Origin of the sequence: Bradyrhizobium sp. C9, assembly GCF_002532045.1 — a bacterium.
GTDB lineage: Bacteria > Pseudomonadota > Alphaproteobacteria > Rhizobiales > Xanthobacteraceae > Bradyrhizobium.
On the sequence record NZ_NWTG01000025.1, the window covers coordinates 63,536 to 89,646 of the forward strand.

Annotated in this window: 21 protein-coding genes; 5 read left to right on the forward strand and 16 right to left on the reverse strand. The window is 64.8% G+C overall.

Going from position 1 to position 26,111, the window contains the following annotated elements:
* Positions 1 to 21 precede the first annotated feature (21 nt).
* From CO675_RS32825 to CO675_RS32835, 3 genes are all read right to left on the reverse strand, one after another.
* On the reverse strand, positions 22 to 900 hold the full coding sequence (locus CO675_RS32825; protein ID WP_097675907.1) for a F0F1 ATP synthase subunit gamma: 879 nt from the start codon (positions 898 to 900) through the stop codon (positions 22 to 24).
* Between the two features lie 91 nt (positions 901 to 991).
* On the reverse strand, positions 992 to 2,521 hold the full coding sequence (atpA, locus tag CO675_RS32830) for a F0F1 ATP synthase subunit alpha (protein WP_050400871.1): 1,530 nt from the start codon (positions 2,519 to 2,521) through the stop codon (positions 992 to 994).
* Complete coding sequence (locus CO675_RS32835; RefSeq protein ID WP_050400899.1) at positions 2,521 to 3,081, reverse strand: F0F1 ATP synthase subunit delta; 561 nt, start codon at positions 3,079 to 3,081, stop codon at positions 2,521 to 2,523. The genes atpA and CO675_RS32835 overlap by 1 nt, the downstream gene beginning before the upstream one ends.
* 629 nt (positions 3,082 to 3,710) lie before the next feature.
* Between CO675_RS32835 and CO675_RS32840 the strand changes: the two genes are divergently transcribed.
* Positions 3,711 to 4,202 carry a septal ring lytic transglycosylase RlpA family protein gene (locus tag CO675_RS32840; protein ID WP_097675909.1) on the forward strand — a complete coding sequence of 164 codons (492 nt, stop codon included), beginning with the start codon at positions 3,711 to 3,713 and terminating at the stop codon, positions 4,200 to 4,202.
* A gap of 204 nt (positions 4,203 to 4,406) precedes the next feature.
* Here CO675_RS32840 and CO675_RS32845 read toward each other — a convergent pair whose 3' ends face one another.
* Positions 4,407 to 6,617, reverse strand: coding sequence for a primosomal protein N' (locus CO675_RS32845; RefSeq protein WP_097675911.1), 2,211 nt, complete (start codon positions 6,615 to 6,617; stop codon positions 4,407 to 4,409).
* Positions 6,618 to 6,769: 152 nt separating this feature from the next.
* Here CO675_RS32845 and CO675_RS32850 point away from each other — a divergent pair, with 152 nt between their 5' ends.
* Positions 6,770 to 7,720, forward strand: a complete 951-nt coding sequence (locus CO675_RS32850; RefSeq protein WP_198964830.1) for a tyrosine recombinase XerC — start codon at positions 6,770 to 6,772, stop codon at positions 7,718 to 7,720.
* 157 nt (positions 7,721 to 7,877) lie between these two features.
* Positions 7,878 to 8,468 (forward strand): DUF4337 domain-containing protein, encoded by a 591-nt coding sequence (locus CO675_RS32855; RefSeq protein WP_097675912.1) that lies wholly within the window; start codon positions 7,878 to 7,880, stop codon positions 8,466 to 8,468.
* 82 nt (positions 8,469 to 8,550) lie between these two features.
* Here the strand turns inward: CO675_RS32855 and CO675_RS32860 are convergent, their stop codons facing one another.
* The 12 genes from CO675_RS32860 to CO675_RS32915 all read right to left on the reverse strand — a co-directional run bounded on the left by CO675_RS32860 (position 8,551) and on the right by CO675_RS32915 (position 22,744).
* On the reverse strand, positions 8,551 to 9,090 hold the full coding sequence (locus CO675_RS32860) for a hypothetical protein (RefSeq protein ID WP_097675914.1): 540 nt from the start codon (positions 9,088 to 9,090) through the stop codon (positions 8,551 to 8,553).
* 38 nt (positions 9,091 to 9,128) lie between these two features.
* The gene (gene lpdA / locus CO675_RS32865; RefSeq protein WP_097675916.1) at positions 9,129 to 10,529 is read right to left on the reverse strand and encodes a dihydrolipoyl dehydrogenase; all 1,401 of its coding nucleotides are present in this window, start codon (positions 10,527 to 10,529) and stop codon (positions 9,129 to 9,131) included.
* Positions 10,530 to 10,612: 83 nt separating this feature from the next.
* Complete coding sequence (locus tag CO675_RS32870; RefSeq protein WP_198964826.1) at positions 10,613 to 11,362, reverse strand: SDR family oxidoreductase; 750 nt, start codon at positions 11,360 to 11,362, stop codon at positions 10,613 to 10,615.
* 72 nt (positions 11,363 to 11,434) lie between these two features.
* On the reverse strand, positions 11,435 to 12,679 hold the full coding sequence (gene odhB / locus CO675_RS32875; protein ID WP_097675968.1) for a 2-oxoglutarate dehydrogenase complex dihydrolipoyllysine-residue succinyltransferase: 1,245 nt from the start codon (positions 12,677 to 12,679) through the stop codon (positions 11,435 to 11,437).
* Between the two features lie 187 nt (positions 12,680 to 12,866).
* Positions 12,867 to 15,827 carry a 2-oxoglutarate dehydrogenase E1 component gene (locus tag CO675_RS32880; protein ID WP_097675919.1) on the reverse strand — a complete coding sequence of 987 codons (2,961 nt, stop codon included), beginning with the start codon at positions 15,825 to 15,827 and terminating at the stop codon, positions 12,867 to 12,869.
* Between the two features lie 256 nt (positions 15,828 to 16,083).
* Positions 16,084 to 16,965, reverse strand: coding sequence for a succinate--CoA ligase subunit alpha (gene sucD / locus CO675_RS32885; RefSeq protein WP_097675920.1), 882 nt, complete (start codon positions 16,963 to 16,965; stop codon positions 16,084 to 16,086).
* Positions 16,966 to 17,002: 37 nt separating this feature from the next.
* The gene (locus tag CO675_RS32890; protein ID WP_092121609.1) at positions 17,003 to 17,479 is read right to left on the reverse strand and encodes a DUF1579 family protein; all 477 of its coding nucleotides are present in this window, start codon (positions 17,477 to 17,479) and stop codon (positions 17,003 to 17,005) included.
* A 2-nt stretch (positions 17,480 to 17,481) separates the two neighbouring features.
* Entirely contained in the window at positions 17,482 to 18,678 is a 1,197-nt protein-coding gene (gene sucC / locus CO675_RS32895) for an ADP-forming succinate--CoA ligase subunit beta (RefSeq protein ID WP_097675922.1), read from the reverse strand.
* A gap of 160 nt (positions 18,679 to 18,838) precedes the next feature.
* Positions 18,839 to 19,807 carry a malate dehydrogenase gene (mdh, locus tag CO675_RS32900; protein ID WP_092121604.1) on the reverse strand — a complete coding sequence of 323 codons (969 nt, stop codon included), beginning with the start codon at positions 19,805 to 19,807 and terminating at the stop codon, positions 18,839 to 18,841.
* Between the two features lie 233 nt (positions 19,808 to 20,040).
* Entirely contained in the window at positions 20,041 to 21,231 is a 1,191-nt protein-coding gene (gene zapE / locus CO675_RS32905; protein WP_097675923.1) for a cell division protein ZapE, read from the reverse strand.
* A 139-nt stretch (positions 21,232 to 21,370) separates the two neighbouring features.
* Entirely contained in the window at positions 21,371 to 21,907 is a 537-nt protein-coding gene (thpR, locus tag CO675_RS32910) for an RNA 2',3'-cyclic phosphodiesterase (protein WP_097675925.1), read from the reverse strand.
* A 165-nt stretch (positions 21,908 to 22,072) separates the two neighbouring features.
* Positions 22,073 to 22,744 (reverse strand): arylesterase, encoded by a 672-nt coding sequence (locus CO675_RS32915; RefSeq protein WP_097675970.1) that lies wholly within the window; start codon positions 22,742 to 22,744, stop codon positions 22,073 to 22,075.
* A 55-nt stretch (positions 22,745 to 22,799) separates the two neighbouring features.
* Between CO675_RS32915 and CO675_RS32920 the strand changes: the two genes are divergently transcribed.
* Complete coding sequence (locus CO675_RS32920) at positions 22,800 to 23,519, forward strand: ABC transporter ATP-binding protein (RefSeq protein ID WP_097675927.1); 720 nt, start codon at positions 22,800 to 22,802, stop codon at positions 23,517 to 23,519.
* The gene (locus CO675_RS32925; RefSeq protein WP_097675929.1) at positions 23,516 to 26,086 is read left to right on the forward strand and encodes an ABC transporter permease; all 2,571 of its coding nucleotides are present in this window, start codon (positions 23,516 to 23,518) and stop codon (positions 26,084 to 26,086) included. The genes CO675_RS32920 and CO675_RS32925 overlap by 4 nt, the downstream gene beginning before the upstream one ends.
* Positions 26,087 to 26,111 lie beyond the last annotated feature (25 nt).

Below are 26,111 nucleotides of genomic sequence, written 5' to 3' on the forward strand. Positions count from 1 at the left end.
GTTCTCCTTCGAAAATCTGCCTTAGACCGCCTCAGCGCCGGAGATGATCTCGATCAGCTCCTTCGTGATCTGGGCCTGACGGGTTCGGTTGTAAATCAGGGTTTGCTTGCGGATCATTTCGCCGGCGTTGCGCGTCGCGCTGTCCATCGCGCTCATCTGCGCGCCGTAGAACGAGGCGTTGTTCTCCAGCAGCGCGCGGAAGACCTGTACCGCGAGGTTGCGCGGCAGCAGGCTGCCGAGAATCTGGTCCTCTTCCGGCTCGTATTCGTACGAGGTCGCCGGAGCCACGCCGGCCGCGGGCGCCACCACTTCGAGCGGGATGATCTGCTGCGCGGTCGGGATCTGCGCGATCACCGACTGGAAGCGCGAATAGAACAGCGTGCAGACATCGAACTCGCCGGCCTCGAACCGCGCCAGCACCTTGTTGGCGATGTCCTCGGCGTTGACGAAGCCGATCTGTCGTACCGAGCGCAGATCGAGGTGTTCGACAATCCGCTTCTCGAACGTCCGCCGCAGCTGCTCGTAGCCCTTGCGGCCGACGCAGAAGAATTTGACTTCCTTGCCTTGCGCGAGCAGCGCGTTCGCCCGCTCGCGCGCCAGACGCACGATGGCGGAGTTGAAAGCGCCGGACAGGCCGCGCTCGCCGGTGCAGACCAGAAGCAGGTGCACCTGGTCGTTGCCGGTGCCTGCGAGCAGCGCCGGCGCGCCGGGCGAGCCGTTGGCTGCGGCGGCGATGTTGGAAATCACCGCGTCCATCTTGGTGGCATAGGGCCGCGCCGCTTCGGCAGCGTTCTGCGCGCGGCGCAGCTTCGAGGCTGCGACCATCTGCATGGCCTTGGTGATCTTCTGCGTCGCCTTGGTCGAGGCGATGCGGACCCGCATGTCTTTTAGTGACGCCATTCTTCGTTCACCCCGGCGATCCGACCACAATGGTCAGATCGCAAGCCTCCGTTCGTCACGCCCGGCTGCGAGCCGGGCGACGCCCCACTCGTTAAGCAAACGTCTTGGCGAAGCCGTCGACCGCCGCCTTCAGCTTGGCAGCACTGTCGTCGGACAGATCGCGGCTGTCGCGAATCGCGTTGAGGATCTCGACGTGCTTGCCGCGCAGCAGCGACAACAAGCCATCCTCGAAAGCCTTCACCTTGTTGAGCGGAAGCGCATCGAGATAGCCATTGGTGCCGGCCCAGATCACACAGACCTGCTCTTCCATCTTCAGCGGCGAAAACTGCGGCTGCTTCAAGAGCTCGGTCAGGCGCGAGCCACGGTTGAGCAAACGCTGCGTCGAGGCATCGAGGTCGGAGCCGAACTGCGCGAACGCCGCCATTTCGCGGTACTGCGCGAGCTCGCCCTTGATCTTGCCGGCGACCTTCTTGGTCGCCTTGGTCTGCGCCGACGAACCGACGCGCGACACCGACAGACCGACGTTCACCGCGGGACGGATGCCCTGGAAGAACAGATCGGTTTCCAGGAAGATCTGACCGTCGGTGATCGAAATCACGTTGGTCGGAATGTAGGCCGACACATCGTTGGCCTGGGTTTCGATGACCGGCAGCGCCGTCAGCGAACCCAAACCATGGTCCTTGCCGAGCTTCGCGGCGCGCTCGAGCAGGCGGGAATGCAGATAGAACACGTCGCCGGGATAGGCTTCGCGGCCCGGCGGGCGGCGCAGCAGCAGCGACATCTGGCGGTAGGCGACGGCCTGCTTGGACAGATCGTCATAGATGATCACGGCGTGCATGCCGTTGTCGCGGAAGTATTCGCCCATGGTGCAGCCGGTGAACGGCGCGATGTACTGCATCGGCGCCGGATCGGACGCGGTGGCCGCCACGACGATCGAGTATTCCAGCGCGCCCTGCTCTTCGAGCACCTTGACGAACTGCGCAACCGTGGAGCGTTTCTGGCCGACCGCGACGTAGACGCAGTACAGCTTCTGGCTCTCGTCCGGCTGGGCGTTGAGCGGCTTCTGGTTCAGGATGGTGTCGAGCGCGATCGCGGTCTTGCCGGTCTGACGGTCGCCGATGATCAGCTCGCGCTGGCCACGGCCGATCGGAATCAGCGCATCGATCGCCTTCAGGCCGGTCGCCATCGGCTCGTTCACCGACTTGCGCGGAATGATGCCGGGCGCCTTGACGTCGACGCGCTTGCGTTCGGTGGCCTGGATCGGGCCCTTGCCGTCGATCGGATTGCCGAGCGCGTCGACGACGCGGCCGAGCAGGCCCTTGCCGACGGGCGCGTCCACGATCGCGCGGGTACGCTTGACGGTCTGACCTTCCTTGATCTCACGGTCGGCGCCGAAAATCACGATACCGACGTTGTCGGTTTCGAGGTTGAGCGCCATGCCGCGCGTGCCGTTCTCGAACTCGACCATTTCACCGGCCTGAACATTGTCGAGACCGTAGACGCGGGCGATACCGTCACCGACCGACAGCACCTGGCCAACTTCGGTGACTTCGGCTTCCTGGCCGAAATTCTTGATCTGGTCCTTGAGGATCGCAGAAATTTCTGCGGCGCGGATGTCCATCAGCCTGCCTCTTTCATCGCGTTCTTGATCGAATTGAGTTTGGTGCGAAGCGAACTATCCACCATGCGGCTGCCGAGCTTGACCACCAGGCCACCAATAATGGAGGGATCGACCTTCACGTTGAGCGCGACGTCCTTGCCCGTCACTGATTTCAGTGCGGCCTTCAGCCCGTCGAGATTCTTGTCACTGAGCTGCTCGGCGACGGTGACTTCGGCAGTCGCCTCGCCCTTGAACTTCGCCACCAGCGCGCGATAGGCGCGGATCACATCGGCCACGGCAAACAGCCGGCGATTGGCGGTGAGCACCTTGAGGAATTTTGCCGACGTGCCGGCGATGCCGGCCTTGTCGAGCACCGCGGTCAGCGCCTTCAGCTGGGCGTCCGCGGCAAACACCGGGCTGCGGACGAGGCGCTTGAGATCGGCGCTCTCGTTGAGCATGGCCTCGAATTTGTCGAGGTCGGCCCGGACTTGATCGACGGATTGCTCGTCGCGCGCCAACTCGAACAGGGCCGTTGCGTAACGACCGGACACTCCCGAAACGGACGGATCTTCAGCAGCCACGAGCTCGCTCTTTTTTGCTGTCAAATTCGCAAGGGAAAAACCGTCGCCACCAAAGCAGCGCCTAGCGATCCAAGCCCTTGGAATTCAAGCGGGACTTCGATTTTCGACCGGCACAGGACATGCCGGGACCGTTAAAATCGCGGCTTTGCTAACATAGCAATCGCGCAGGTGCAACATGACGGCATCGTGCGAGCCGCCTTGTCGCATGCGGTTTTTAGCGGCCCTGGCCGGCGCTCGATTCAGAAAAATTCGGCGCGCGGAAATTCAGCGCGCCGGCTCCGATTCGCGCCATCGCGAATCTGTTCCATCGAAATTTGCATGGGGCCATGGCCAAGCGCGCAAGGAACCCGAAACGCGCCGCGGTTTCATTTGGCGATTACTTACTGAAAACTTACCGCTGGCTTACTAATCAATATTCGTAAGTATTATATTGGTTAAAAATTAGTTAAAGGCCAAGATTACGGAACCTTGATTGAATACCCCAAAGCGGTAACAAGATATTTCAACCTGAGACAATCAGGATTTACTGCCCAATTCGCGCCTCATTGCGAAACCAAACGGCTTTGGTCAACGAAGGGACGGGGGTCCACTTGCCGCGTTTGTGGCAATACTGTCTGAGGGTCTTATCAATGCTGAATATCAAGAAGGCGGCGGGCAATATAACCCGCTCGCGTACGGCGCTTGCGTTTGTAGCCGCAACTATCCTGGTCGGGGGCAGCGTGACGGAGGCGTCCGCGAAATCCAGGCACCATCATCAGCGCCACCACCATCATCACCACGCCCGCGCCGAAGGTTCGTCCTGGCGCGACGCCAATGCATCGATCCAGCCGTCCGGCGGCCACACGTTCTCGGGGATGGCCTCCTTCTACGGCAATGAGTCGGGCAGCCGCACCGCTTCCGGCCAGCGCTTCAATCAGAACGCGATGACCGCCGCCCACCGCTCACTGCCGTTCGGCACCAGGCTCCGCGTCACTCATGGCGGCCGCAGTGTCGTCGTCACCATCAACGATCGCGGCCCGTTCGTCCGCGGCCGCGTGCTCGACCTCTCGACCGGCGCAGCCCGCGCCATCGGCCTGACCGGTGCCGGCGTCGGCCGCGTCACCGCCGAGGTCGTCTCGTAACGTGTTTAGTAAGCGTTGCGTTGCGTAACGGCCGCGAGGCCCGCTTCGCGCCAAAAAGGCCTGCCGTCGCAAATGACGGCAGGCTTTTTCTTTGGCCGCTCAGTAGAGCGCGATGACTTCTCTTCCATCCGTCATCCCGCTCTACTTCTTTGTCTTGAGCATGATCTTGCCGGAAAACCGCGGCACACCTTTCCGGATCATGCTCTACAGGAAGCTCTGCGGATCGACGTCGACCTCGAGCTTCAGATTGCCCTTGGTCTTCGGACCGGCCTCCAGCCATTCGCGCAGGTACTGCGACAGGTCGACATTGCGCAGCGACTTCACCAGCAGGCGGAAGCGGTAGCGGCCCTTGATGACCGCAAGCGGGGCCTCGGCGGGGCCGAGCACCTGGATCCGCTCGTCGAGCGGGGCCATCGCGGCGAGCTTGCGGGCAAATCCTTCCGCCGTCGGACGGTCGCCGGCGGAGACGATCAAGCTCGCCAGCCGGCCGAACGGCGGATAGCCGGTGCGCTCGCGGATATCGATCTCGCTGGCGTAGAACGCCTCGCGGTCATTCGCGATCAGGGCCTTGATGACCGGATGTTCCGGCTGATGGGTCTGCAGATAGCCGACGCCGCGGCCCTGCTCGCGGCCGGCCCGGCCTACCACCTGATTCAGCAATTGGAACGTTCGCTCGGCGGCGCGCGGATCGCCGTTGCTCAAGCCGAGATCAGCGTCGATGACGCCGACCAGATTGAGCCGCGGGAAGTTGTGCCCCTTGGCCACCAGTTGGGTGCCGATGATGATGTCGACGCGGCCCTCGGCAATCTCATTGAGCTCGCTGCGCATGGTCTCGATCGAGGTGATGAGATCGCTCGACAGCACCATGGTGCGGGCCTCGGGAAAAATCTGGGCTGCCTCCTCCTGCAGGCGCTCGACGCCGGGGCCGACCGCAGCCAGCGATTCCTCGGCCGCACAATGCGGGCAGATGTTCGGGCGCGGCATCGAGAAGCCGCAGTGATGGCAGACCAGCCGCTGGCGGAACCGATGATCGACCAGCCATGCGTCGCAGATCGTGCAGGCGAAGCGGTGACCGCAGGCGCGGCAGAGCGTCAGCGGCGCATAACCGCGCCGATTGAGGAACAGCAGCGCCTGCTCGCGGCGCTCGATCGCATGGCGAATCTGCTCGGCCAGGACAGGCGAAATGAAGCGCCCGCGCGGCGGCGGCGCGCGGCGCATGTCGATCGCCTCGATATGCGGCATGTGCTGGCCGCCGAACCGTGACGGCAGCGCGACGCGCTGGTAGCGCCCCTTGCGCGCATTGACCTCGCTCTCGACCGAGGGCGTCGCCGACGCCAGCACGATCGGGATCTTTGCGATATGGGCGCGGACCACCGCCATGTCGCGCGCGTGATAATGCGCGCCCTCGTCCTGCTTGTAGGCCTGGTCGTGCTCCTCATCGACGATGATGAGGCCGAGATCGGCATAGGGCAGGAACAGCGCCGAGCGGGCGCCGACCACGACCGGCGCCTTGCCCTCGGAGATCGCCGCCCAGTTGCGCGCCCGCGTGCGCGGCGTGAGCTCGGAATGCCATTCCAGCGGCCGCACGCCGAAGCGCTGTGCGAAGCGGTCGAGGAACTGGCCAGTCAGCGCGATTTCCGGCATCAGGATCAGGGTCTGCTTGCCGCGGCGGATGTTCTCGGCGATCGCCTCGAAATAGACCTCGGTCTTGCCGGAACCGGTGACGCCGTCGAGCAGTGCGACATGAAAGCTGCCGCTCGCCGCCAGCGTCCGCATCACGTCGACCGCACTGCGCTGCTCGCGCGAGAAATCCGGCTGCGCAAAGGCGGGATCAGGAATCGGTGGCGGTGCGGGCGGCGGCATCGCCTCGACCGTCAATGTACCCTCGTCGACCAGCCCGTCGACCACGCCCGAACTGACGCCGGCCTCCCGCGCCGCCTCCGACTTGCCGTGCAGCAAGCCATCCGACAGCACCTCGATCAGCCGCCGGCGCGCCGGTGTCAGGCGCCGCGGCGGCTCGCCGACCAGACGGACCCCGAGCCGCGTCCGCTCCGGCCCGAGGTTCTCGCCCATCCGCAGCGTCATCCGCAGCACCATGCCTCGTGCCGACAGCGTGTAAGTGGACACCCAGTCGACAAGCTGGCGCAGCTCGGCCCTGAGCGGCGGAACATCGAGCTTCTCGCTGACGTCCTTGAGCCGGTTGTGCAGCCGCGGATCCGGCCTGGCATTCTCGGCCCACACCACGGCTACGACCTCGCGTGGCCCGAGCGGAACACAGATCACGTCGCCGGGCGCAAGCTCCATGCCGCGCGGCACGCGGTAGGAATAGGTCTGGTTCAGCGCGACAGGCACCAGCACGTCGACGATTCGTGTCGTCGATGCGGGAGCCGGGCTGGGGCGTGTGGTGTGGTCCATTGAATCAGAAACCTTGAACCCGGTCGGGCTAGCACCGCTTCGCTCTCTTAGCGAACGGTAAACGAAGGCAGTGCGATATAATCAGGAGATTAGCAGCGCCAATAGCCCTTGAGGACATGCGCGTTCAAGACATGGCCCGGACCGATCAGCACATGCAACCGCTCGAGCTCGACTGCGCCGACGTCAGCGTCACGCAGGAGATGACGCGCTGGCTGTCGCATCTGCGCGCGGAACGACGGCTGTCGCCGAAGACGCTCGAGGCCTACGCCCGCGATGTGCGGCAATGCCTGGCCTTTCTGGCCGAGCACTGGGGCGCGCGCGTGACGCTTGCGCAATTCTCCGCGCTCGAGGCCAGCGATGTCCGCGCCTTCATGGCGATGCGCCGCGCAGACGAGATCGGCGGGCGATCGCTGATGCGGGCGCTGGCCGGCCTGCGCTCGTTCGGACGCTTCCTGGAACGCGAAGGCAAGGGCAAGGTCGGTGCGCTCTCGGCGATCCGCGCCCCCAAGGTGCCAAAGAGCCTGCCGAAGCCGATCCATATGGAAGCGGCGAAGCGCTTTGCCGATGCCGACGAGCGCGCCGGCGAAACACGCGAGACCTGGATCCTGGTGCGTGACGCCGCCGTGATGGCGCTGCTCTATGGCTCGGGCCTGCGCATCTCCGAGGCGCTGGGGCTGAAGCGCCGCGACGTGCCGAAGCCCGGCGAAGGCGATGTGCTTGTCGTCACCGGCAAAGGCAACAAGACCCGCATGGTGCCGGTGCTGCAAAACGTGCTGCAACTGATCGCGGACTATGCGGCGATCAGCCCGCATCAGCTCGGCCCCACCGGACCGATGTTCGTCGGTGCGCGCGGCGGCCCCTTAAGCCCGCGCATCATCCAGCTCACCATGGAGCGGCTGCGCGGCGCGCTCGGCCTGCCCGACAGCGCCACGCCGCATGCGCTGCGGCACTCCTTCGCCACGCATCTGCTCAGCCGCGGCGGCGATTTGCGCGCGATCCAGGAATTGCTCGGCCACGCATCGCTGTCGACCACGCAGATCTACACCGGCATCGACAGCGAGCGCCTGCTCGAAGTCTATCGCTCCGCGCACCCGCGCGGCTGAACGCCCGGACCTGAGTTCAACACACGGCGCGGGGTCGTCACCAAGACGCCGTTCATCTTGCGCCGTTCGTATTCATACAGCTGCCACAAATCGCTCGGCACTTGCCTTGTGCGCCGCATTCAGCAATCGTGGCGTGGTCTCATCCGGAGGGGGAATCATGAGCGCACATGAAAGTATGGAGCACGCGGAGCATGCCGAGCATGCGTCGGGCGAGAACAAGAAGATCGCCCTCCTGATCGCCGTGATCGCGCTCTGCCTGGCGCTGTCGGAAACGCTCGGCAAGGGCGCCCAGACCGAATCGATCAGCAAGAACGTCGAGGCCTCCAACCTCTGGGCCTTCTTCCAGGCCAAGAGCATCCGCCGCACCGCGGTACAGACCGCGGCCGAACAGGGCAAGCTGAACCTTACGACCACCACCGACGAGGCGGCCAAGGCCGCGCTGCAGAAGCAGATCGACGACTGGCAGAAGACCGCGGCACGCTACCGCTCGGAGCCGGAGACCGGCGAGGGTTCAGAGCAACTCTCCGAACGCGCCAAGCATGCCGAGCATGAGCGCGACGAGGCCACCGCGAAATATCATCACTTCGAGCTTGCCTCCGCCGCCTTCCAGATCGCCATCGTGCTGGCGTCCGCGACCATCATCACCAGCATCGCCGCGCTGGCCTGGGTGTCCGGCCTGGTAACGCTCGCCGGCGTCGCGATGACCCTGCTCGGCCTGTTCCAGCCGCATCTGCTGCCTCTGCACTGAGGCCCACGATTCCCGTGCCCGACCCGTCATCCCCGCGCAACGGCTCCGCCGTTGCGCGGGGATGACGGGTCTGAGAGTTAGGTCAAAGAACCTTGCTGGTCTGGTGGACGCTTTTGCGGAAGCGCGCGATCAGGCGCAGCGTGCGCGCGGTCCAGCCGTCACCGTCGCCACTGATCATCTCGAGGATGCGCCGCTTGACCGGCTCGACCAGCGCGGTGGCCTTGGCCCGCAACCCCATCACGAAGTTATAGAGCGCCTCGAACCAGGGCATCTCCAGCAGTTTCGATCGCGTCACGTCGAACAGGAAGGCGGTGACGCCGACGCCGACGATCTTGGCGAACAGGATCAGCGAGACCGCGCTGAACCAGTACTGGTTCGCCAACAGCCAAAGTCCGACCAGCTTGAGCGGAAACAGCGGGATCAGCGGCACGACGAAGACGATCAGCGTCATCGCCGGCGACAGCGCATCGACCCGGTCGGCAAGCCATTGCTTGAGCGCGCGCAGCGGGATCCACGCCACCACCCGGGCCACGATCGGCTCGACGTGATCCCATAGCCAGGCCTCGATCAGGAAGATGATCGCAAGCAGGACCCAGAACGGCTGAAGCAGACGGCGCAACATCACTATGATCTCTACCCGGCTCGCGCCGGGATGTTCGATCACATATGGATGGCGCGCTTGCCCACCGCAAGCGCGGCTTCCTTGATAGCTTCGGAGCGGGTCGGATGTGCGTGGCAGGTGCGCGCCAGATCCTCGGCCGAACCGCCGAATTCCATCAAGACGCAGGCTTCGTGGATCATTTCGCCGGCTTCCCGGCCGACAATGTGCACACCGAGCACCCGATCCGTCTTCGCATCTGCGAGAACCTTCACGAAGCCGTCGGTGGTCTGGTTGACCTTGGAGCGGCCGTTCGCGGTGAAGGGGAATTTGCCGACGGTATAAGCGACGCCGGCCTGCTTGAGATCTTCCTCGGTCTTGCCGACCGACGACACTTCCGGCGTGGTATACACAACACCTGGAATGACGTCGTAGTTCACATGGCCGGCCTGGCCCGCGATGATCTCCGCGCAGGCAACGCCTTCGTCTTCCGCCTTGTGCGCCAGCATCGGCCCGGCCACGACGTCGCCGATCGCGTAGATGCCCTTCACATTGGTCGAGAAGTGCGCGTCGATCTCGACGCGGCCGCGATTGTCGAGCGCAACGCCGGCTTCCTTCAGCCCGAGGCCCTCGGTGTAGGGCACGCGGCCGACGCACACCAGCACGACGTCGGCTTCGATGGTTTCCGCAGCGCCGCCCGCGGCCGGCTCGATCTTGGCCCGAAGCGTCTTACCCGTGGTGTCGACCGACGCGACCTTGGCGCCGAGCTTGAAGGCAAAGCCCTGCTTTTCCAGGATACGCTGGAATTGCTTCGCCACTTCGCCGTCCATGCCGGGCAGGATGCGATCGAGGAATTCCACCACGGTGACCTTGGCACCGAGACGGTGCCAGACCGAACCGAGCTCGAGCCCGATCACGCCGGCGCCGACGATCAGCAGGCTCGCCGGCACCTTCTCCAGCGACAGCGCGCCGGTCGACGACACGATGCGCTTCTCGTCGATGTCGATGCCCTTCAGCCGTGCGATGTCGGAGCCGGTGGCGATCACGATGTTCTTGGTCTCGACGACCTCGGACTTGCCGTCGCCGGAGACTTCGACCTTGCCGGCACCGAGGATCTTGCCGGTGCCCTTGAGGACGTCGATCTTGTTCTTCTTCATCAGGAACTCGACGCCCTTGACGTTGCCGTCGATGCCCTGCTGCTTGAAATCCATCATCGCGGGCAGATCGAGCTTCGGCGCGGAGACGCTGACGCCCATCTTGGCAAAGGAGTGCCCGGCTTCCTCGAACATCTCCGAGGCGTGCAGCAGCGCCTTCGACGGCATGCAGCCGACGTTGAGGCAGGTGCCGCCCAGCGTCGCGTTCTTCTCGACGACGGCAACCTTCATGCCGAGCTGCGCCGCGCGGATCGCGCAGACGTAACCGCCGGGGCCAGTGCCGATGACGACGAGATCGTAAGAAGCCATGATTGAGGTCCTGTAGCTAAACTCGGTGACAGTTAGGCGGGCGCGCGATCTTGTCGGAAGACCGCTTCCCGCTTGATCGTATTCTAGCGACCGCCCGAGACGTCGAGGATCGCGCTGGTGACGTAGGAGGCTTCGTCCGAGATCAGCCAGACGATGGCGTTGGCGATTTCGTCCGCGGTGCCGACGCGCTTCATCGGCACCATATGGGCCAGCCGGTGGGCGCGATCGGGCTCGCCGCCCGCGGCGTGGATGTCGGTGTCGATCAGGCCGGGCCGGATGCCGGCAACGCGGATGCCTTCAGCCGCGACTTCGTAGCCGAGGCCGACCGTGAAGGAATCGATCGCCCCCTTGGAGGCGGCATAGTCGACATAAGTGTTGGGTGCGCCGAGCTTCGCCGCGACCGAGGAGAGGTTGACGATGACGCCGCCCTGGCCGCCGTGCTTGGTCGACATCCGCTTCACCGCCTCGCGCGCGCACAGGATGCTGCCGGTGACGTTGACCGCCATCATCTGCTGGATGCGCTCGGCCGACATCTCGTCGACACGCACACCACTTTTGCCGACGATGCCGGCATTGTTGACGAGCGCGCCCAGCGTGCCGAAGCCATCTGCGGCCTTGAACAGCGCCAGGATATCCTGCTCGCTGCCGACGTCGCACTTCACCGCGATCGCCTTACCGTTCTTCGCCTCGATCGCGGCGACAACCTCGTTGGCCGCAGCCTGGTTTGTGGCGTAGCCGACCACGACGCGATAACCGCGCGCGGCAGCCGCAAGTGCGGTGGCGCGGCCGATGCCGCGGCTGCCGCCGGTGATGACAACGACCTTGTCTGTCACATTGATCCCCAAAGGTGAGCACCCAACCAATCGCGGCGCCCGAACAGATCGGACGCCGCGCGCGACATGACCTTAGAGGTCCAGCACCAGGCGGGCCGGATCTTCCAGGCTCTCCTTGACGCGCACCAGGAAGGTGACCGCTTCCTTGCCGTCGATGACGCGGTGATCGTAGGACAGCGCCAGATACATCATCGGCCGCACCTCGATCTTGCCGCCGACCACCATCGGCCGCTCCTGGATCTTGTGCATGCCGAGGATGCCGGACTGCGGCGCGTTGAGGATCGGCGTCGACATCAGCGAGCCGTAGATGCCGCCATTGGTGATGGTGAAGGTGCCGCCCTGCATCTCGTCGATCTTGAGCTGACCGTCACGGGCTCTACGGCCGTAATCGGCGATCGACTTCTCGATCTCGGCGATCGACTTGTGGTCGCAGTCGCGTACCACAGGCACCACCAGGCCGCGGTCGGTGCCGACCGCAACGCCGATGTGGTAGTAGTTCTTGTAGATCAGGTCGGAGCCGTCGATCTCGGCGTTGACGGCCGGAATGTCCTTCAGCCCCTGCACCACCGCCTTGGTGAAGAAGCCCATGAAGCCGAGCTTCGAGCCATGCTTCTTCTCGAACGTATCCTTGTAGAGGGCGCGCAGCTTCATCACCTCGGTCATGTCGACCTCGTTGAAGGTCGTCAGCATCGCGGCGGTGTTCTGCACGTCCTTGAGGCGGCGCGCGATGGTCTGGCGCAGCCGGGTCATCTTGACGCGCTCCTCGCGCGCGGCATCGTCCGCCGGCGAAGGCGCACGAACCTGCACGGCGGCGGCCGGCTGGTTGACCGGGGTCGGCGCCGAGGCGGCCTTCTCGATCGCGGCCAGCATGTCGCCCTTGGTCACGCGGCCATCCTTGCCCGAGCCCGGAACGGTGGAGGCGTCGACGCCGCTTTCGGCGGACAGCTTGCGCACCGAGGGCGCCAGCGGCGCATCCGCCGGCGGCACCTTGGGCGCGGCAGGAGCCGGTGCGGGCGCGGCGGCAGGCGCCGCAGCGACAGCCTTGGCCGGAGCGGCGGCAGCGGCCGACTTGGCCGGCGCCGCGCCGTCATTGATCTGGCCGAGCAGCGCGCCGACGGCGACGGTCTCGCCATCCTTGGCGATGATCTCGCCGAGCGTGCCGGCGACCGGCGCAGGCACCTCGATGGTGACCTTGTCGGTCTCCAGCTCCACCAACGGCTCGTCCACCGCGACGGCCTCACCGGCCTTCTTGAACCAGCGGCCGATCGTGGCCTCAGTCACGGATTCACCGAGCGTTGGAACGCGAATTTCAGTCATGATCTTTTCCTCGATAACCTTGCGGTCGCAAAATTGGCAGTCGCAAACCTGGTCCGCCACCGCCCGCCAAAGCGAACGACCCGGTACTCCGTGACGACAGCGGCGAGGCTGGATGACGCGGGATACCGGATGCCCCGCTCCGGTGCGCAATTGCGCGCAGAGCGGGGCATGGCTTCAGTGAAGGCCGTTAGTTCAGTGCGTCGTCGAGCAGCGCCTTGAGCTGCGCCAGATGTTTCGACATCAAACCGGTGGCGGTCGCCGCCGATGCCGGACGGCCGGCATAGCGCGGACGCTTGTTGGCGGCGTTGGTCTGGTTCAGCACCCATTCCAGATAGGGCTCGATGAAGTGCCAGGAGCCCATGTTGCGGGGCTCTTCCTGGCACCAGACCACCTCGGCAGCCTTGAAGCGGCCGAGCTCCTGCACCAGCGCCTTCAGCGGCACTGGATAGAGCTGCTCGATGCGCATCAGATAGATGTCGTCGACGCCGCGCTTCTCGCGCTCCTCGTACAGGTCGTAATAGACCTTGCCGGAGCACAGCACGACGCGACGGATCTTGTCGTCCGGCACCAGCTTGATCTTCTCGTCCGGCAGCATCTGCGCGTCATCGTACAGGATGCGGTGGAAGGTGGCGTTCTGGCCGAGCTCGTCGAGCCGCGACACGGCGCGCTTGTGACGCAGCAGCGACTTCGGCGTCATCAGGATCAGCGGCTTGCGGATTTCGCGATGCAGCTGGCGCCGCAGCACGTGGAAGTAGTTTGCCGGCGTGGTCGGATTGACCACCTGCATGTTGTCCTCGGCGCACATCTGCAAATAACGCTCGAGGCGCGCGGAGGAGTGCTCCGGGCCCTGCCCCTCGTAGCCATGCGGCAGCAGGCAGACGAGGCCCGACATGCGCAGCCATTTGCGTTCGCCCGAGGAGATGAACTGGTCGAATACCACCTGCGCGCCATTGGCGAAGTCGCCGAACTGGGCTTCCCAGAGCGTCAGCGCATTCGGCTCGGCCAGCGAGTAGCCGTACTCGAAGCCGAGCACCGCTTCTTCCGACAGCAGCGAGTTGATGACCTCGTAATGGCCGGTATCCTCGCCGCCAAGGTGGTTGAACGGCGTGTAGCGGCTCTCGTCCTCCTGGTCGATCAGGACCGAATGGCGCTGCGAGAAGGTGCCGCGCTCGGAATCCTGGCCGGACAGGCGCACATGATGGCCCTCCTGCAGCAGCGTGCAGAACGCCAGTGCCTCGCCGGTCGCCCAGTCGATGCCGACGCCGGTGTCGATCGCCTTGGCGCGATTGTCGAGAAAACGCTGAATGGTGCGGTGGGCGCGGAAGCCGTCCGGCACCTTGGTGATCTTGCGGCCGATCTCCTTGAGCACGGCGACATCGACACCGGTGACGCCGCGGCGGGCGTCTTCTTCCTGGTCGGCCGACTTGAAGCCGGCCCATTTGCCGTCGAGCCAGTCGGCCTTGTTCGGCTTGTAGCCCGAGCCGGCTTCGAGCTCGGCATCGAGCCGTGCGCGCCAATCGGCCTTGGCCTTCTCGACCTCGCCCTCGGTCAATACGCCGTCGGCGACCAGCCGCTTGGCGTAGATCTCCAGCGTCGACGGGTGCGAGCCGATCTTCTTGTACATCACCGGCTGGGTGAACGCCGGCTCATCGCCCTCGTTGTGACCGTGACGCCGGTAGCAGAACATGTCGATGACGACCGGCTTGTGGAATTTCTGCCGGAACTCGATCGCGACCTTGGCCGCGAACACCACGGCCTCCGGATCGTCGCCATTCACGTGGAAGATCGGCGCATCGATCATCTTCGCGACGTCGGACGGATAGGGCGACGAGCGCGAGTAGCGCGGATAGGTGGTGAAGCCGATCTGGTTGTTGACGATGAAGTGCAGCGAGCCGCCGGTGCGGTAGCCCTTCAGGTCGGACAGGCTGAAGCATTCCGCGACCACGCCCTGGCCCGCGAACGCCGCATCGCCGTGCATCAGCAGCGGCAGCACCGAGATGCGCATATCAGGCGGATCGCCGTGCTGGTCCTGCTTGGCGCGCACCTTGCCCATCACGACCGGATCGACGATCTCGAGATGCGACGGATTTGCAGTCAGCGACAGATGGATGTTGTTGCCGTCGAACTCGCGGTCCGAGGACGCACCGAGGTGATACTTGACGTCGCCGGAGCCTTCGACCGAGTCTGGATTGGCCGAACCGCCCTTGAATTCGTGGAACAGCGCGCGGTGCGGCTTGCCCATCACCTGGGTCAGCACGTTGAGGCGGCCGCGATGCGGCATGCCGACCACGATCTCCTTCACGCCGAGATTGCCGCCGCGTTTGATGATCTGCTCGAGCGCCGGGATCAGCGATTCGCCGCCGTCGAGGCCGAAGCGCTTGGTACCGGTGAACTTGGTGTCGCAGAACTTCTCGAAGCCGTCGGCCTCGATCAGCTTGTTGAGGATCGCGCGGCGTCCCTCGGGCGTAAAGCTGATCTCCTTGTCCGGACCTTCGATGCGCTCCTGGATCCACGCCTTCTGCGCGGCGTTGGAGATGTGCATGAACTCGACGCCGAGCGTCTGGCAGTAGGTGCGCTCGCAGATCTGCACGATCTCGCGCAGCGTGCCGTATTCGAGGCCGAGCACGTGGTCGAGGAAGATCTTGCGATCGAAGTCGGCCTCACTGAAGCCGTAGGAGCGCGGATCGAGCTCCTCGCGGTCGCGCGGCGCCTCGATGCCGAGCGGATCGAGCTTGGCGTGGAAGTGGCCGCGCATGCGGTAGGCGCGGATCAGCATCAGCGCGCGAACCGAATCGCGGGTGGCCTGATGCACGTCGGCGTCGGACAGTTCGGCGCCCTTGGCCTGTGCCTTGGCGGCGAGCTTGGTGCCGACCGCCTTCTCGACCTGGGCCCAGTTGCCGTCGAGCGCCGAGGTCAGCTCGTCACGCGGCGTCACTGGCCAGTTGGCGCGGCCCCACGAGGCCCCCTCGGCGTTCTTCTGGACGTCCGCCGGGGCGTCCTTCAGGCTCTTGAAGAAATCCTGCCATTCGGCGTCGACCGACGACGGATCCTGCTCGTAGCGGGCATAGAGATCGTCGATATAGGCGGCGTTGGTGCCCTGCAGGAATGATGAGAGAGCAAAAGCAGCATTCGCGTCTTGGCGAGACATGGGGCAGTCCTGGTGATTTTTTTCGGTTCGCGCGTAGGAGACGGCGCTGGTGCCGGTCTGGAAGTGCGCCGGCTGGGTAGATACCCTTTACCCTATCTAGGACAGATATTCCTGCCTAAAAGAACCAAGAAATGAACTTATTTTCATATTTTATTGATCGGCATTCCGACCGAAAAACGCAACAAAAAGGCGGGTTCCCCAAGGAGAACCCGCCCAAACCACGCCAAACCGCGAAGGGAACTTCGCCCGACGGCGGTTACTTCAGCATCTCCGCGAGCGTGTGCCCGAGGCGCGCCGGCGATGGCGACACCTTGATGCCGGCGGCTTCCATCGCCGCGGTCTTGGAACCGGCATCGCCCTTGCCGCCGGAGATGATCGCGCCGGCATGACCCATGCGGCGGCCGGGAGGTGCGGTAACACCAGCGATGAAGCCGACCATCGGCTTCTTGCGGCCGCGCTTGGCCTCGTCCTTGAGGAACTGGGCGGCGTCTTCCTCGGCGGAGCCGCCGATCTCGCCGATCATGACGATCGACTTGGTCTTCTCGTCGGCCAGGAACATCTCCAGCACGTCGATGAACTCGGTGCCCTTGACCGGGTCGCCGCCGATGCCGACCGCGGTGGTCTGGCCGAGGCCCTCCTGGGTGGTCTGGAACACCGCCTCATAGGTCAGGGTGCCGGAGCGGGAGACGATGCCGACCGAGCCGGGCTTGAAGATGTTGGCCGGCATGATGCCGATCTTGCACTCGCCGGCGGTCATCACGCCGGGGCAGTTCGGCCCGATCAGCCGCGACTTCGAACCCGACAGCGAGCGCTTGACGCGCACCATGTCGAGCACCGGGATGCCCTCGGTGATGCAGACGATCAGCGGGATCTCCGCATCGATCGCCTCGCAGATCGCGTCCGCCGCGCCCGGCGGCGGGACGTAGACGACGCTGGCGTCAGCGCCGGTCTTGGCGCGCGCTTCCGCGACCGTGTCGAACACCGGCAGGTTGAGATGCGTCTGACCGCCTTTGCCCGGCGCCACGCCGCCGACCATCTTGGTGCCGTAAGCGATCGCCGCTTCCGAATGGAACGTGCCGTTCTTGCCGGTGAAGCCCTGGCAGATGACCTTGGTGTTCTTGTCGATCAGAATGGACATGGTTCGAGATGCTTTCGCGAGACGAGCGGTGAAGGGTTCAGTGGATACGCCGGTACACGCCGGTGAGCACGTCGGCCCACCCTTCCGCGTCAGGCGAGAACTGGATTTTCATGTTGTAGGTGTTGTCGTCGACGACCTCGTAGACATGACGCGCATTGCCGCGCAGCGAGCCGCGCACCAGGATCAGCGACTTGCCCGCCCAGCCGCCGGACGCCGGCGACGGCGGGTAGTAGCCGAGTGAATCGTGCCAGAACAATCGGTAGGCGCGATCCTCGCGGTCGTAGGTGAAGACGCCGTGGGTGGCGAAGCTCTCCTTGCCGTCGCGGGTCTGCACGCAGTCCTGGATCAGATAGAAACCGTTGAGCGCGATGCGCGCAACGACATGCGAGGTGGCCGGACCGCCGGCGGTCCAGCGCGACGGATAGACCATCTCGTCGCCGTTCCACTCGCCCGCAAAAACCGCGAGCTTGCGGTGTTCGTCCAGCGGGGTCGGAGCGTCGAGATGATCGGCCATCGTTAGCCTCCCTTGACGGCTTTCACGATCTTCTGTGCGGCGTCATCGAGATTGTCGGCGGGCACGACGTTGAGGCCGCTCTCGCGGATGATCTTCTTGCCCTGCTCGACATTGGTGCCTTCGAGGCGCACCACGAGCGGCACCTTGAGGCCGACCTGCTTCACCGCGGCGACCACACCCTCGGCGATCACGTCGCACTTCATGATGCCGCCGAAGATGTTGACCAGGATGCCCTTCACGTTCGGATCGGCGGTGATGATCTTGAACGCAGCCGCGACCTTCTCGACACTGGCGCCGCCGCCGACGTCGAGGAAGTTCGCCGGCTCCATGCCGTAGAGCTTGATGATGTCCATCGTCGCCATGGCGAGGCCGGCGCCGTTGACCATGCAGCCGATCGTGCCGTCGAGCGCGACGTAGTTGAGGTCGTATTTCGACGCCTCGATCTCCTTGGCGTCCTCCTCGGACTCGTCGCGCAGCGCGACCACGTCCGGGTGACGGTAGAGCGCGTTGCTGTCGAACGACACCTTGGCGTCGAGCACGCGGAGCTGGCCCTGCTTGGTGACGACCAGCGGATTGATCTCGAGCATCGCCATGTCCTTGGCGGCGAACGCGGCATAGAGCTGACCGGTCAGCTTCTCGGCCTGCTTGGCGAGATCGCCCTTCAGCTTCAGCGCCTCGGCAACCGTGCGGCCGTGGTGAGGCATGATGCCGGTGGCGGGATCGACCGAAAACGAGACGATCTTTTCCGGGGTCGAATGCGCGACGTCCTCGATGTTGACGCCGCCTTCGGTCGACACCACGAAGGAGATCTCGGAGGTCTCGCGATTGACGAGGATCGAGAGATAGAACTCCTTGTCGATGTCGGAGCCTTCCTCGATGTAGAGGCGATTGACCTGTTTGCCGTGCGGGCCGGTCTGCACCGTGACCAGCGTCGCGCCGAGCATCTGCTTGGCGAATTCGTCGACCTCGGCAACCGACTTGGCGATACGGACACCGCCCTTGTCGCCGGCGGATGCCTCCTTGAACTTGCCCTTGCCGCGACCGCCGGCATGGATCTGGCTCTTCACCACCCAGATCGGGCCCGGGAGTTGCTTGGCCGCCGCATCGGCATCTTCCGGCTTCAACACCGGCACGCCGCGCGAGATCGGCACGCCGAATTCATGCAGCAGTGCCTTGGCCTGGTATTCGTGGATATTCATGGAAAGACGCTCCCAAACCCTCGTGCGGCGAACTTCACGTCAGCCCTGGCGCTGGCATACCATATACCAAGCCTCGTGCAACTAAAAAATCCGCCGGATTTTCATCATCTTGCACCCGACAGGCGATTGAAATCGCCTATCGGGCCATTGCCAAGCCAGATTATTTGCCGAGCAGATCGGGCGCGATCTTCTTGCAGGCGTCGACCAGGCCCTGCACCGCGCCGACCGACTTGTCGAAGGCTTCACGGTCCTTGCCGGCGAGCTCGATCTCGACGATGCGTTCGACACCCTTGGAGCCGATCACGGTGGGCACGCCGACATACATGTCCTTCACGCCGTATTCGCCGTTGAGATAGGCGGCGCAGGGCAGCACGCGCTTCTTGTCCCTCAGGTAGCTCTCGGCCATCTGGATCGCCGACGCCGCCGGCGCGTAGAAGGCCGAGCCGGTCTTGAGCAGGTTGACGATCTCGGCGCCGCCGTTGCGGGTGCGGTCGACGATCTCGTCGATGCGGGCCTGCGAGGTCCAGCCCATCTTGACGAGGTCAGGCAGCGGAATGCCGGCGACGGTCGAGTAGCGGGTCAGCGGCACCATGGTGTCGCCATGGCCGCCGAGCACGAAGGCGGTGACGTCTTCGACCGAGACGTTGAATTCGTCGGCCAGGAAATAGCGAAAGCGCGCGGAGTCGAGCACGCCGGCCATGCCGACCACCTTCTTGTGCGGCAGGCCGGAAGCCTTCTGCAGCGCCCAGACCATCGCATCCAGCGGGTTGGTGATGCAGATGACGAAGGCGTCGGGCGCGTACTTCTTGATGCCGGCGCCGACCTGCTCCATGACCTTGAGGTTGATCGACAGCAGATCGTCGCGGCTCATGCCGGGCTTGCGCGGCACGCCGGCGGTGACGATGCAGACCTTGGCGCCGTCGAGCGCTTCATAGGAATTGGCGCCGACCAGGTTGGAATCGAAGCCGTCGACCGGCGACGACTGCGCGATGTCGAGCGCTTTACCCTGCGGCACGCCCTCGGCGATATCGAACAGCACGACGTCTCCGAGTTCCTTGAGGCCAACGAGGTGCGCCAGCGTTCCGCCGATCTGTCCGGAGCCAATCAGAGCAATCTTGTCGCGTGCCATGGGAAATCAGTCCTTTGAACTGGTGCAGGAGGGAGGGAAGTCGGTTGCAAGGGTGGTTATCCCTTTCGAATGATCCATTCAAGTCGCGGCCTGCCCGATTGCGGGCCGTGCCTGCAATTCGGTCAGGCATGCCAGCAACATCCGCCCCGAGACACGAAAAGTTGCTCCGATCCGGACCGCGCGCAAGGCCAATCTCAAGTCCGAATTTCGATACCGAATTTCGAGGCTGGATTTCAGGTCTCGACCAGGCCGGTCGACGCGCCGCTGGCCGAGGAGTCCTTGCGGCCGTGCGGGAGCGCCAAATAGGATTCCGAGCTCATCTCGATCAGGCGCGAGGACGTGCGCTTGAACTCCATCGCCTCGATGCCGTCCTCTGCAAGGTACAACGACACCGGATCGGCCTCGGCCGAGGCCATCAGCTTCACCGCATTGTCATAGAGCGTGTCGATCAGCGAGATGAAGCGCTTGGCGGCGTTGCGCTCGGCGTAATCCATCACCGGAATATGGTCGATCAGGATCGTGTGGTAGTCGTGCGCCAGCCTGAGGTAGTCGGACGCGGCGAGCGGCTTCTCGCAGATGTCCATGAAGCTGAAGCGGGCGACGCCATGCGCCGAACACGGCACATTCAGGATGCGTCCCTTGATCGGAATGAGGCGCGCCTTGCACGGCGCATTGCCGGTCATCTTGCGCCACGCCGCGTTGAGCGCGGCATCGGCCGTGTCATCCGCGGGCGCTAACCACATCTTCACACCGACGAGTTTTTCCAGCCGGAAGTCGGTGCGCGCATCGAGCCGCAGCACATCCATGTGGTCGGTGATCTGCGCGATGAACGGCAGGAACAGCGCGCGGTTGAGACCGCCCTTGTAGAGATCGTCGGGCGCGACGTTCGAGGTCGCGACCACGACGGTGCCGAGATCGAACAGCTTTGCGAACAGCCGCCCGAGGATCATCGCATCCGCGATGTCGGTGACGTGGAATTCGTCGAAGCAGAGCAGCCAGGCTTCGTCGAAGATCGCCTGCGCGGTGAGCGCGATCACATCGCCGTCGGCGATCTCGCCGCGCGCGACCTGCTGGCGGTAGCCGTAGATGCGCTCATGCGCTTCGGCCATGAATTCGTGGAAGTGCGCGCGGCGCTTGTGCTCGACCGGGCTCTGCTGGAAGAACAGGTCCATCAGCATGGTCTTGCCGCGGCCGACCTCGCCATGGACGTAGAGCCCGCGCGGCGGCTTGTCGTCCCCGTTGCCGCCGAACAGTCGCCCGAACAGACCCTGCTTGCGCTGCGGCTTGTAGCTCGCGAGCCGCTCATCCAGCGCGCCGAACGCTTCAGCGGCGCGGGCCTGCGCAGGATCGGCCTCGATCGCGCCGGAGGCGACGAGAGACTTGTAGTGCTCGAGGAACGAATTGGCGGGCGAAGTGGACAGCATGGGCCCACCTTACGGCCCTAGTGCGCAGCAAATTGCAAGCCGTGAATTGTGCCAATGGGGTATGCAAGCGCACGACCTTGCATACCACGGCCGACCGCACGAGCAGCGCCGGCTGCCTCAAACCGCGATCTGCGATCCCTTACGCGCAGAGATCGTAGGAATCCTCGACCACGTAGGGGCCGCCGCCTGTCGACGCGCGCGACGAGAACAGCACGAAGCGGTCCGCCATGAAGCTGCGGCTCGGGAAGTAGCCGCGCACCGACAGATAATCCGCGACGTCCTGGCTCGATGCGTCATGCAGACGCGCGAGCGTGACATGGGGCGTGAATTTCCTGCCCTCGGGATTGAGCCCCATCCGCTGCATCATCCGCTCGAGCTCGGCCTGCAATTCGATCAGCGGCCGGCTGGGCTCGACGGCGGCAACCACCGCGCGCGGCTTGCGTCCGCCGAAGCTCGACAGGCCCTGCAATTTGACCTCGAACGGCTTTCGGTTCACCCGAAACAGCATCGTCGCGATCTCGTTGGCCCAGAGGCCATCGATGTCGCCGATGAAGCGCAGAGTGACGTGATAATTTTCGGGATCGATCCAGCGTGCGCCGGGAAGGCCGCCACGCAAATTGGAAAGTGTCTGGCCGATCTCGGCCGGAATTTCCAGTCCAGTGAAGAGACGCGGCATCGCATTAATCCTCGATGCTTGGCGCGGGTTTTGGGAGCCCGCCCCTGTAACAGCCCGGTGACGAATCACCGATGCCTATTTGTACCCGAGATATGTGACTCTGCGAAGCATGACCCGTTAACAGCTCGTAAACCTACGGACACGACACGGCGCGCTGCCTGCGTTTCAACTGCGTTGCCCTGATATTGCGCCGAGAAATGCCTCCACTGTGGGCAGCATGTTCTTGACGACGATGTCCACACCTTCCGCCGTCGGATGCATGCCGTCGGCCTGATTGAGCTTGGCATCGCCAGCAACGCCATCGAGGAAGAACGGATAGAGCGGCACGCCGAGCGATTTCGACAGATCCGGATAGATCGCGTTGAACTTCGCTGCATACTCACTGCCATAGTTCGGCGGCGCGAGCATGCCGCACAAGAGCACGGCGATCTTGCGCGCCTGCAACTTTGTGATGATGTCGGTGAGCGCGGCACGCGTGACCGCGGGATCGATGCCGCGCAGGGCATCGTTGGCGCCGAGCTCGACGATCACGGCGGCAGTTCCTTCAGCCACCGACCAGTCGAGCCGCTCGCGCCCCCCTGAGGCGGTGTCGCCGGACACCCCGGCATTGGTCATCTCGACCTTTATCCCTTTGTCTTCCAAGGCTTTTTGTAGCCGAACCGGAAATGCCGCCCCGGCCGGAAGGCCGTAACCGGCGCTCAGGGAATCGCCCAGAACCACCATTTTGATCGGTTTCGCCGAACCTTGCGCCAGGCCATCCTGCGGTCCTTTCTCAGATCCCGGCGTCTGCGCGCTTGCCGCCGTCATCAAGCCCATAAGCAACACGAGTATGTGCACGAAGATTCTCAACCGGCCCTCGACCGCAGCAGCGGAAGTGCCATATGACCGAACCATGGACAGTCTCATCGAATCCTCTTCACTGACCGACGTCGAGCCGGACACCATTGCCGTCAAGAACGTCAATCTCTCGCTCGGCACCGGCGCGGCACGGGTCCATATCCTCAAGGATATCAGCCTTCGTGTGGCAGCGGGTGAGGCCATCGGCCTGATCGGCCCGTCGGGTTCGGGCAAGTCGACCTTGCTGATGGTGATGGCGGGGCTTGAACGTCCTGACAGCGGAGAAGTGGTCGTCGACGGCACCTCGTTCAATGCCCTCGATGAAGATGCGCTGGCGCGCTTCCGCGGACGCCAGGTCGGCATCGTGTTCCAGTCGTTCCATCTGATCCCGACCATGACGGCGCTGGAGAACGTCGCCGTGCCGCTCGAACTCGCCGGCAATCCCGATGCCGCCGCGCGCGCCGCGCAGGAGCTGCAATCGGTCGGGCTCGGCGAACGCCTGCATCATTATCCGACGCAGCTTTCCGGCGGCGAACAGCAGCGCGTCGCGATCGCGCGCGCGCTCGCGCCCGATCCCGCGATCCTGGTTGCCGACGAGCCGACCGGAAATCTCGACGAGGCCACGGGCAAGCAGATCGTCGACCTGCTGTTCACCAAGCATGCCGAGCGCGGCATGACGCTGGTGCTGGTGACGCACGACCTCGCGCTCGCACAGCGCTGCGATCGCGTCGTGCGGCTGCGCTCCGGCCGCATCGACGGACAATCAACCACATGAGCATTGCGTCCGAAGTCGCGATGCAGGGCCGCGCGTCGTCGCTTGCGTTCCGCTACGCGCTGCGCGAATTGCGCGGCGGCCTGCGCGGATTCTACGTGTTCATCGCCTGCATCGCGCTCGGCGTGATGGCGATTGCCGGCGTCGGCTCGGTCGCCGCGAGCCTCGGCGACGGCCTGTCGCGCGAGGGACGCACGCTACTCGGCGGCGATGTCGCATTCTCGCTGATCTCGCGCGAAGCCAAGCCGGAGGAGGTCGCATATCTGCGCACCCGCGGCGAGGTTTCGGTTGCAGCTACGCTCCGCGCGATGGCCCGCAGCGGCGACGGCAAGCTGGCGTTGGTCGAGCTCAAGGCGGTCGACGGCAAATATCCGATGCTCGGCGAGCTGACGCTCGAGCCGAGCATGCCGGTCACCGATCTGCTCGCCGAACGCGACGGCGTCTATGGCGCAGCGGCCGACTCGACGCTGCTGGCGCGGCTCGACCTGAAGCTCGGCGATCGCGTCAGCATCGGCAGCGCGACCTACCAGATCCGCAGCGTGGTGGCGGCCGAGCCCGACAAGCTCGCTGGCGGCGTCGGCCTCGGTCCGCGCTTCCTGATCTCAGAAGCGAGCCTGCGTGCCACCGATCTGTTGCAGCCGGGCAGCCTGGTGCGCTGGATCTACCGGGTGAAGCTGCCCGACGGCGCCAACGACGATCGCGCCACCACCGCGTTGATCGACGGCGCACGGGCTGCTGCTCCGGAGGCCGGCTGGGAAGTCCGCAGCCGCAACAACGCCTCGCCGCAGCTTGAACGCACCATCAACCGCTTCACCCAATTCCTGACCCTGGTCGGCCTCGCCGCGCTCTTGGTCGGCGGCGTCGGCGTCGCCAACGCGGTGAAGAGCCACATCGACCGGCGCCGCGACGTCATCGCCTCGTTCAAGGCGCTCGGTGCCACCGGCCGCGACGTCTTCACGATCTACTGCACGCAAGTGGTGGTGCTGGCCGGGATCGGTTCGGTGATCGGGCTGGTGCTCGGCGCCGCGCTGCCTTTCGTCATCGTCGGCCTGTTCGGCAAGGTGCTGCCGCTGCCGGTTGTGCCGGCGCTGCATCCCGACGAGCTCGCGCTCTCGTTCCTCTACGGCCAGCTGACCGCGCTGGCGTTCGGGCTGTGGCCGCTCGGCCGGGTCCACGACGTGCCGGTCGCCGCACTGTTCCGCGAGACCGTCGCCAGCGAGTGGCATCGCCCACGCTGGAGCTATCTCGCATTGATGGCGGTAGTGGTCGCGCTCCTGATCGGGGTTGCGATCGGGCTCGCCTATGACAAGCGGGTGGCTGCGGTGTTCGTCGCCTCGTCGATCGCGGTGTTCCTGCTGCTGCGCGGGATCGCCGAAATCCTGATGGCGGTGGCGCGGCGGCTGCCGCGCAGCCGCATGACCATGCTGCGGCTCGCCATCGCCAACATCCACCGGCCGGGCGCGCTGACGCCGTCGGTGGTGCTGTCGCTGGGCCTTGGCCTCGCCGTGCTCGTCACCATCACCCAGATCGACGGCAATCTGCGCCGGCAATTCCTGGCCGCATTGCCGGAACGGGCGCCGTCGTTCTTCTTCATCGACATCCCCTCCACCGAGGCCGATCGCTTCGCCGCCTTCCTGGCGCAGATCGCCGCCGGCTCGACCGTCGAGGACGTGCCGATGCTGCGCGGGCGCATCGTCGCCGCGCGCGGCGTCAAGGCCGACCAGCTCAAGCCGTCGGTCGATTCAGAGTGGGTGCTGCAAAGCGACCGCGGTCTGACCTACACCGGCGAAATTCCCAAGGGCTCGAAGATCGTCGAGGGCGAATGGTGGGGGCCGGACTACAGCGGACCGCCGCTGGTCTCGATGGAGAAGAAGATCGCCGACGGCCTGTCGTTGAAGATCGGCGACGAGATCGTGGTCAACGTGCTCGGCCGCGATGTGCCGGCGAAGATCGCCAACCTGCGCAACATCGACTGGCAGGGCCTCGGCATCAACTTCGTGCTGGTGTTCTCGCCGAATGCCTTCAAGGGCGCCCCGCATAGCCACGTCGCGACCCTGACGGAACCCCATGGTGGCGCCGCCGATGATGCGCGCATCATCAAGCAGGTCGCCGACGCGTTCCCGATGGTGACCAGCGTCCGGGTCCGCGAGGCGCTGGAGACGGTTGGCACCGTCGTCAGCAATCTGGTGCTGGCGATCCGCGGCGCCAGCGCCGTGACGCTGATCTCGGCGATCCTGGTGCTGGGCGGCGCGCTTGCCGCCGGGCATCGCCACCGCGTCTATGATGCCGTGATCCTCAAGACGCTCGGCGCCACCCGGGTGCGATTGCTCGGCGCCTACGCGCTGGAGTACCTGATGATCGGCTTTGCAACCGCCATCTTCGGGGTGATCGCCGGTTCGGTCGCGGCCTGGCTGATCGTGACGCGGCTGATGACGCTGAGTTTCATCTGGCAGGCCGGCAGCGCCGCGCTGGTGGTGGTCGCCGCGCTGGTCGTCACCGTCGGATTGGGGCTGGCGGGAACGCTGCTCGCGCTGAACCAGAAGCCGGCCTCAGTGTTGCGGAATTTGTGACAATTTGTAGCGGCGGCAGCGCCGT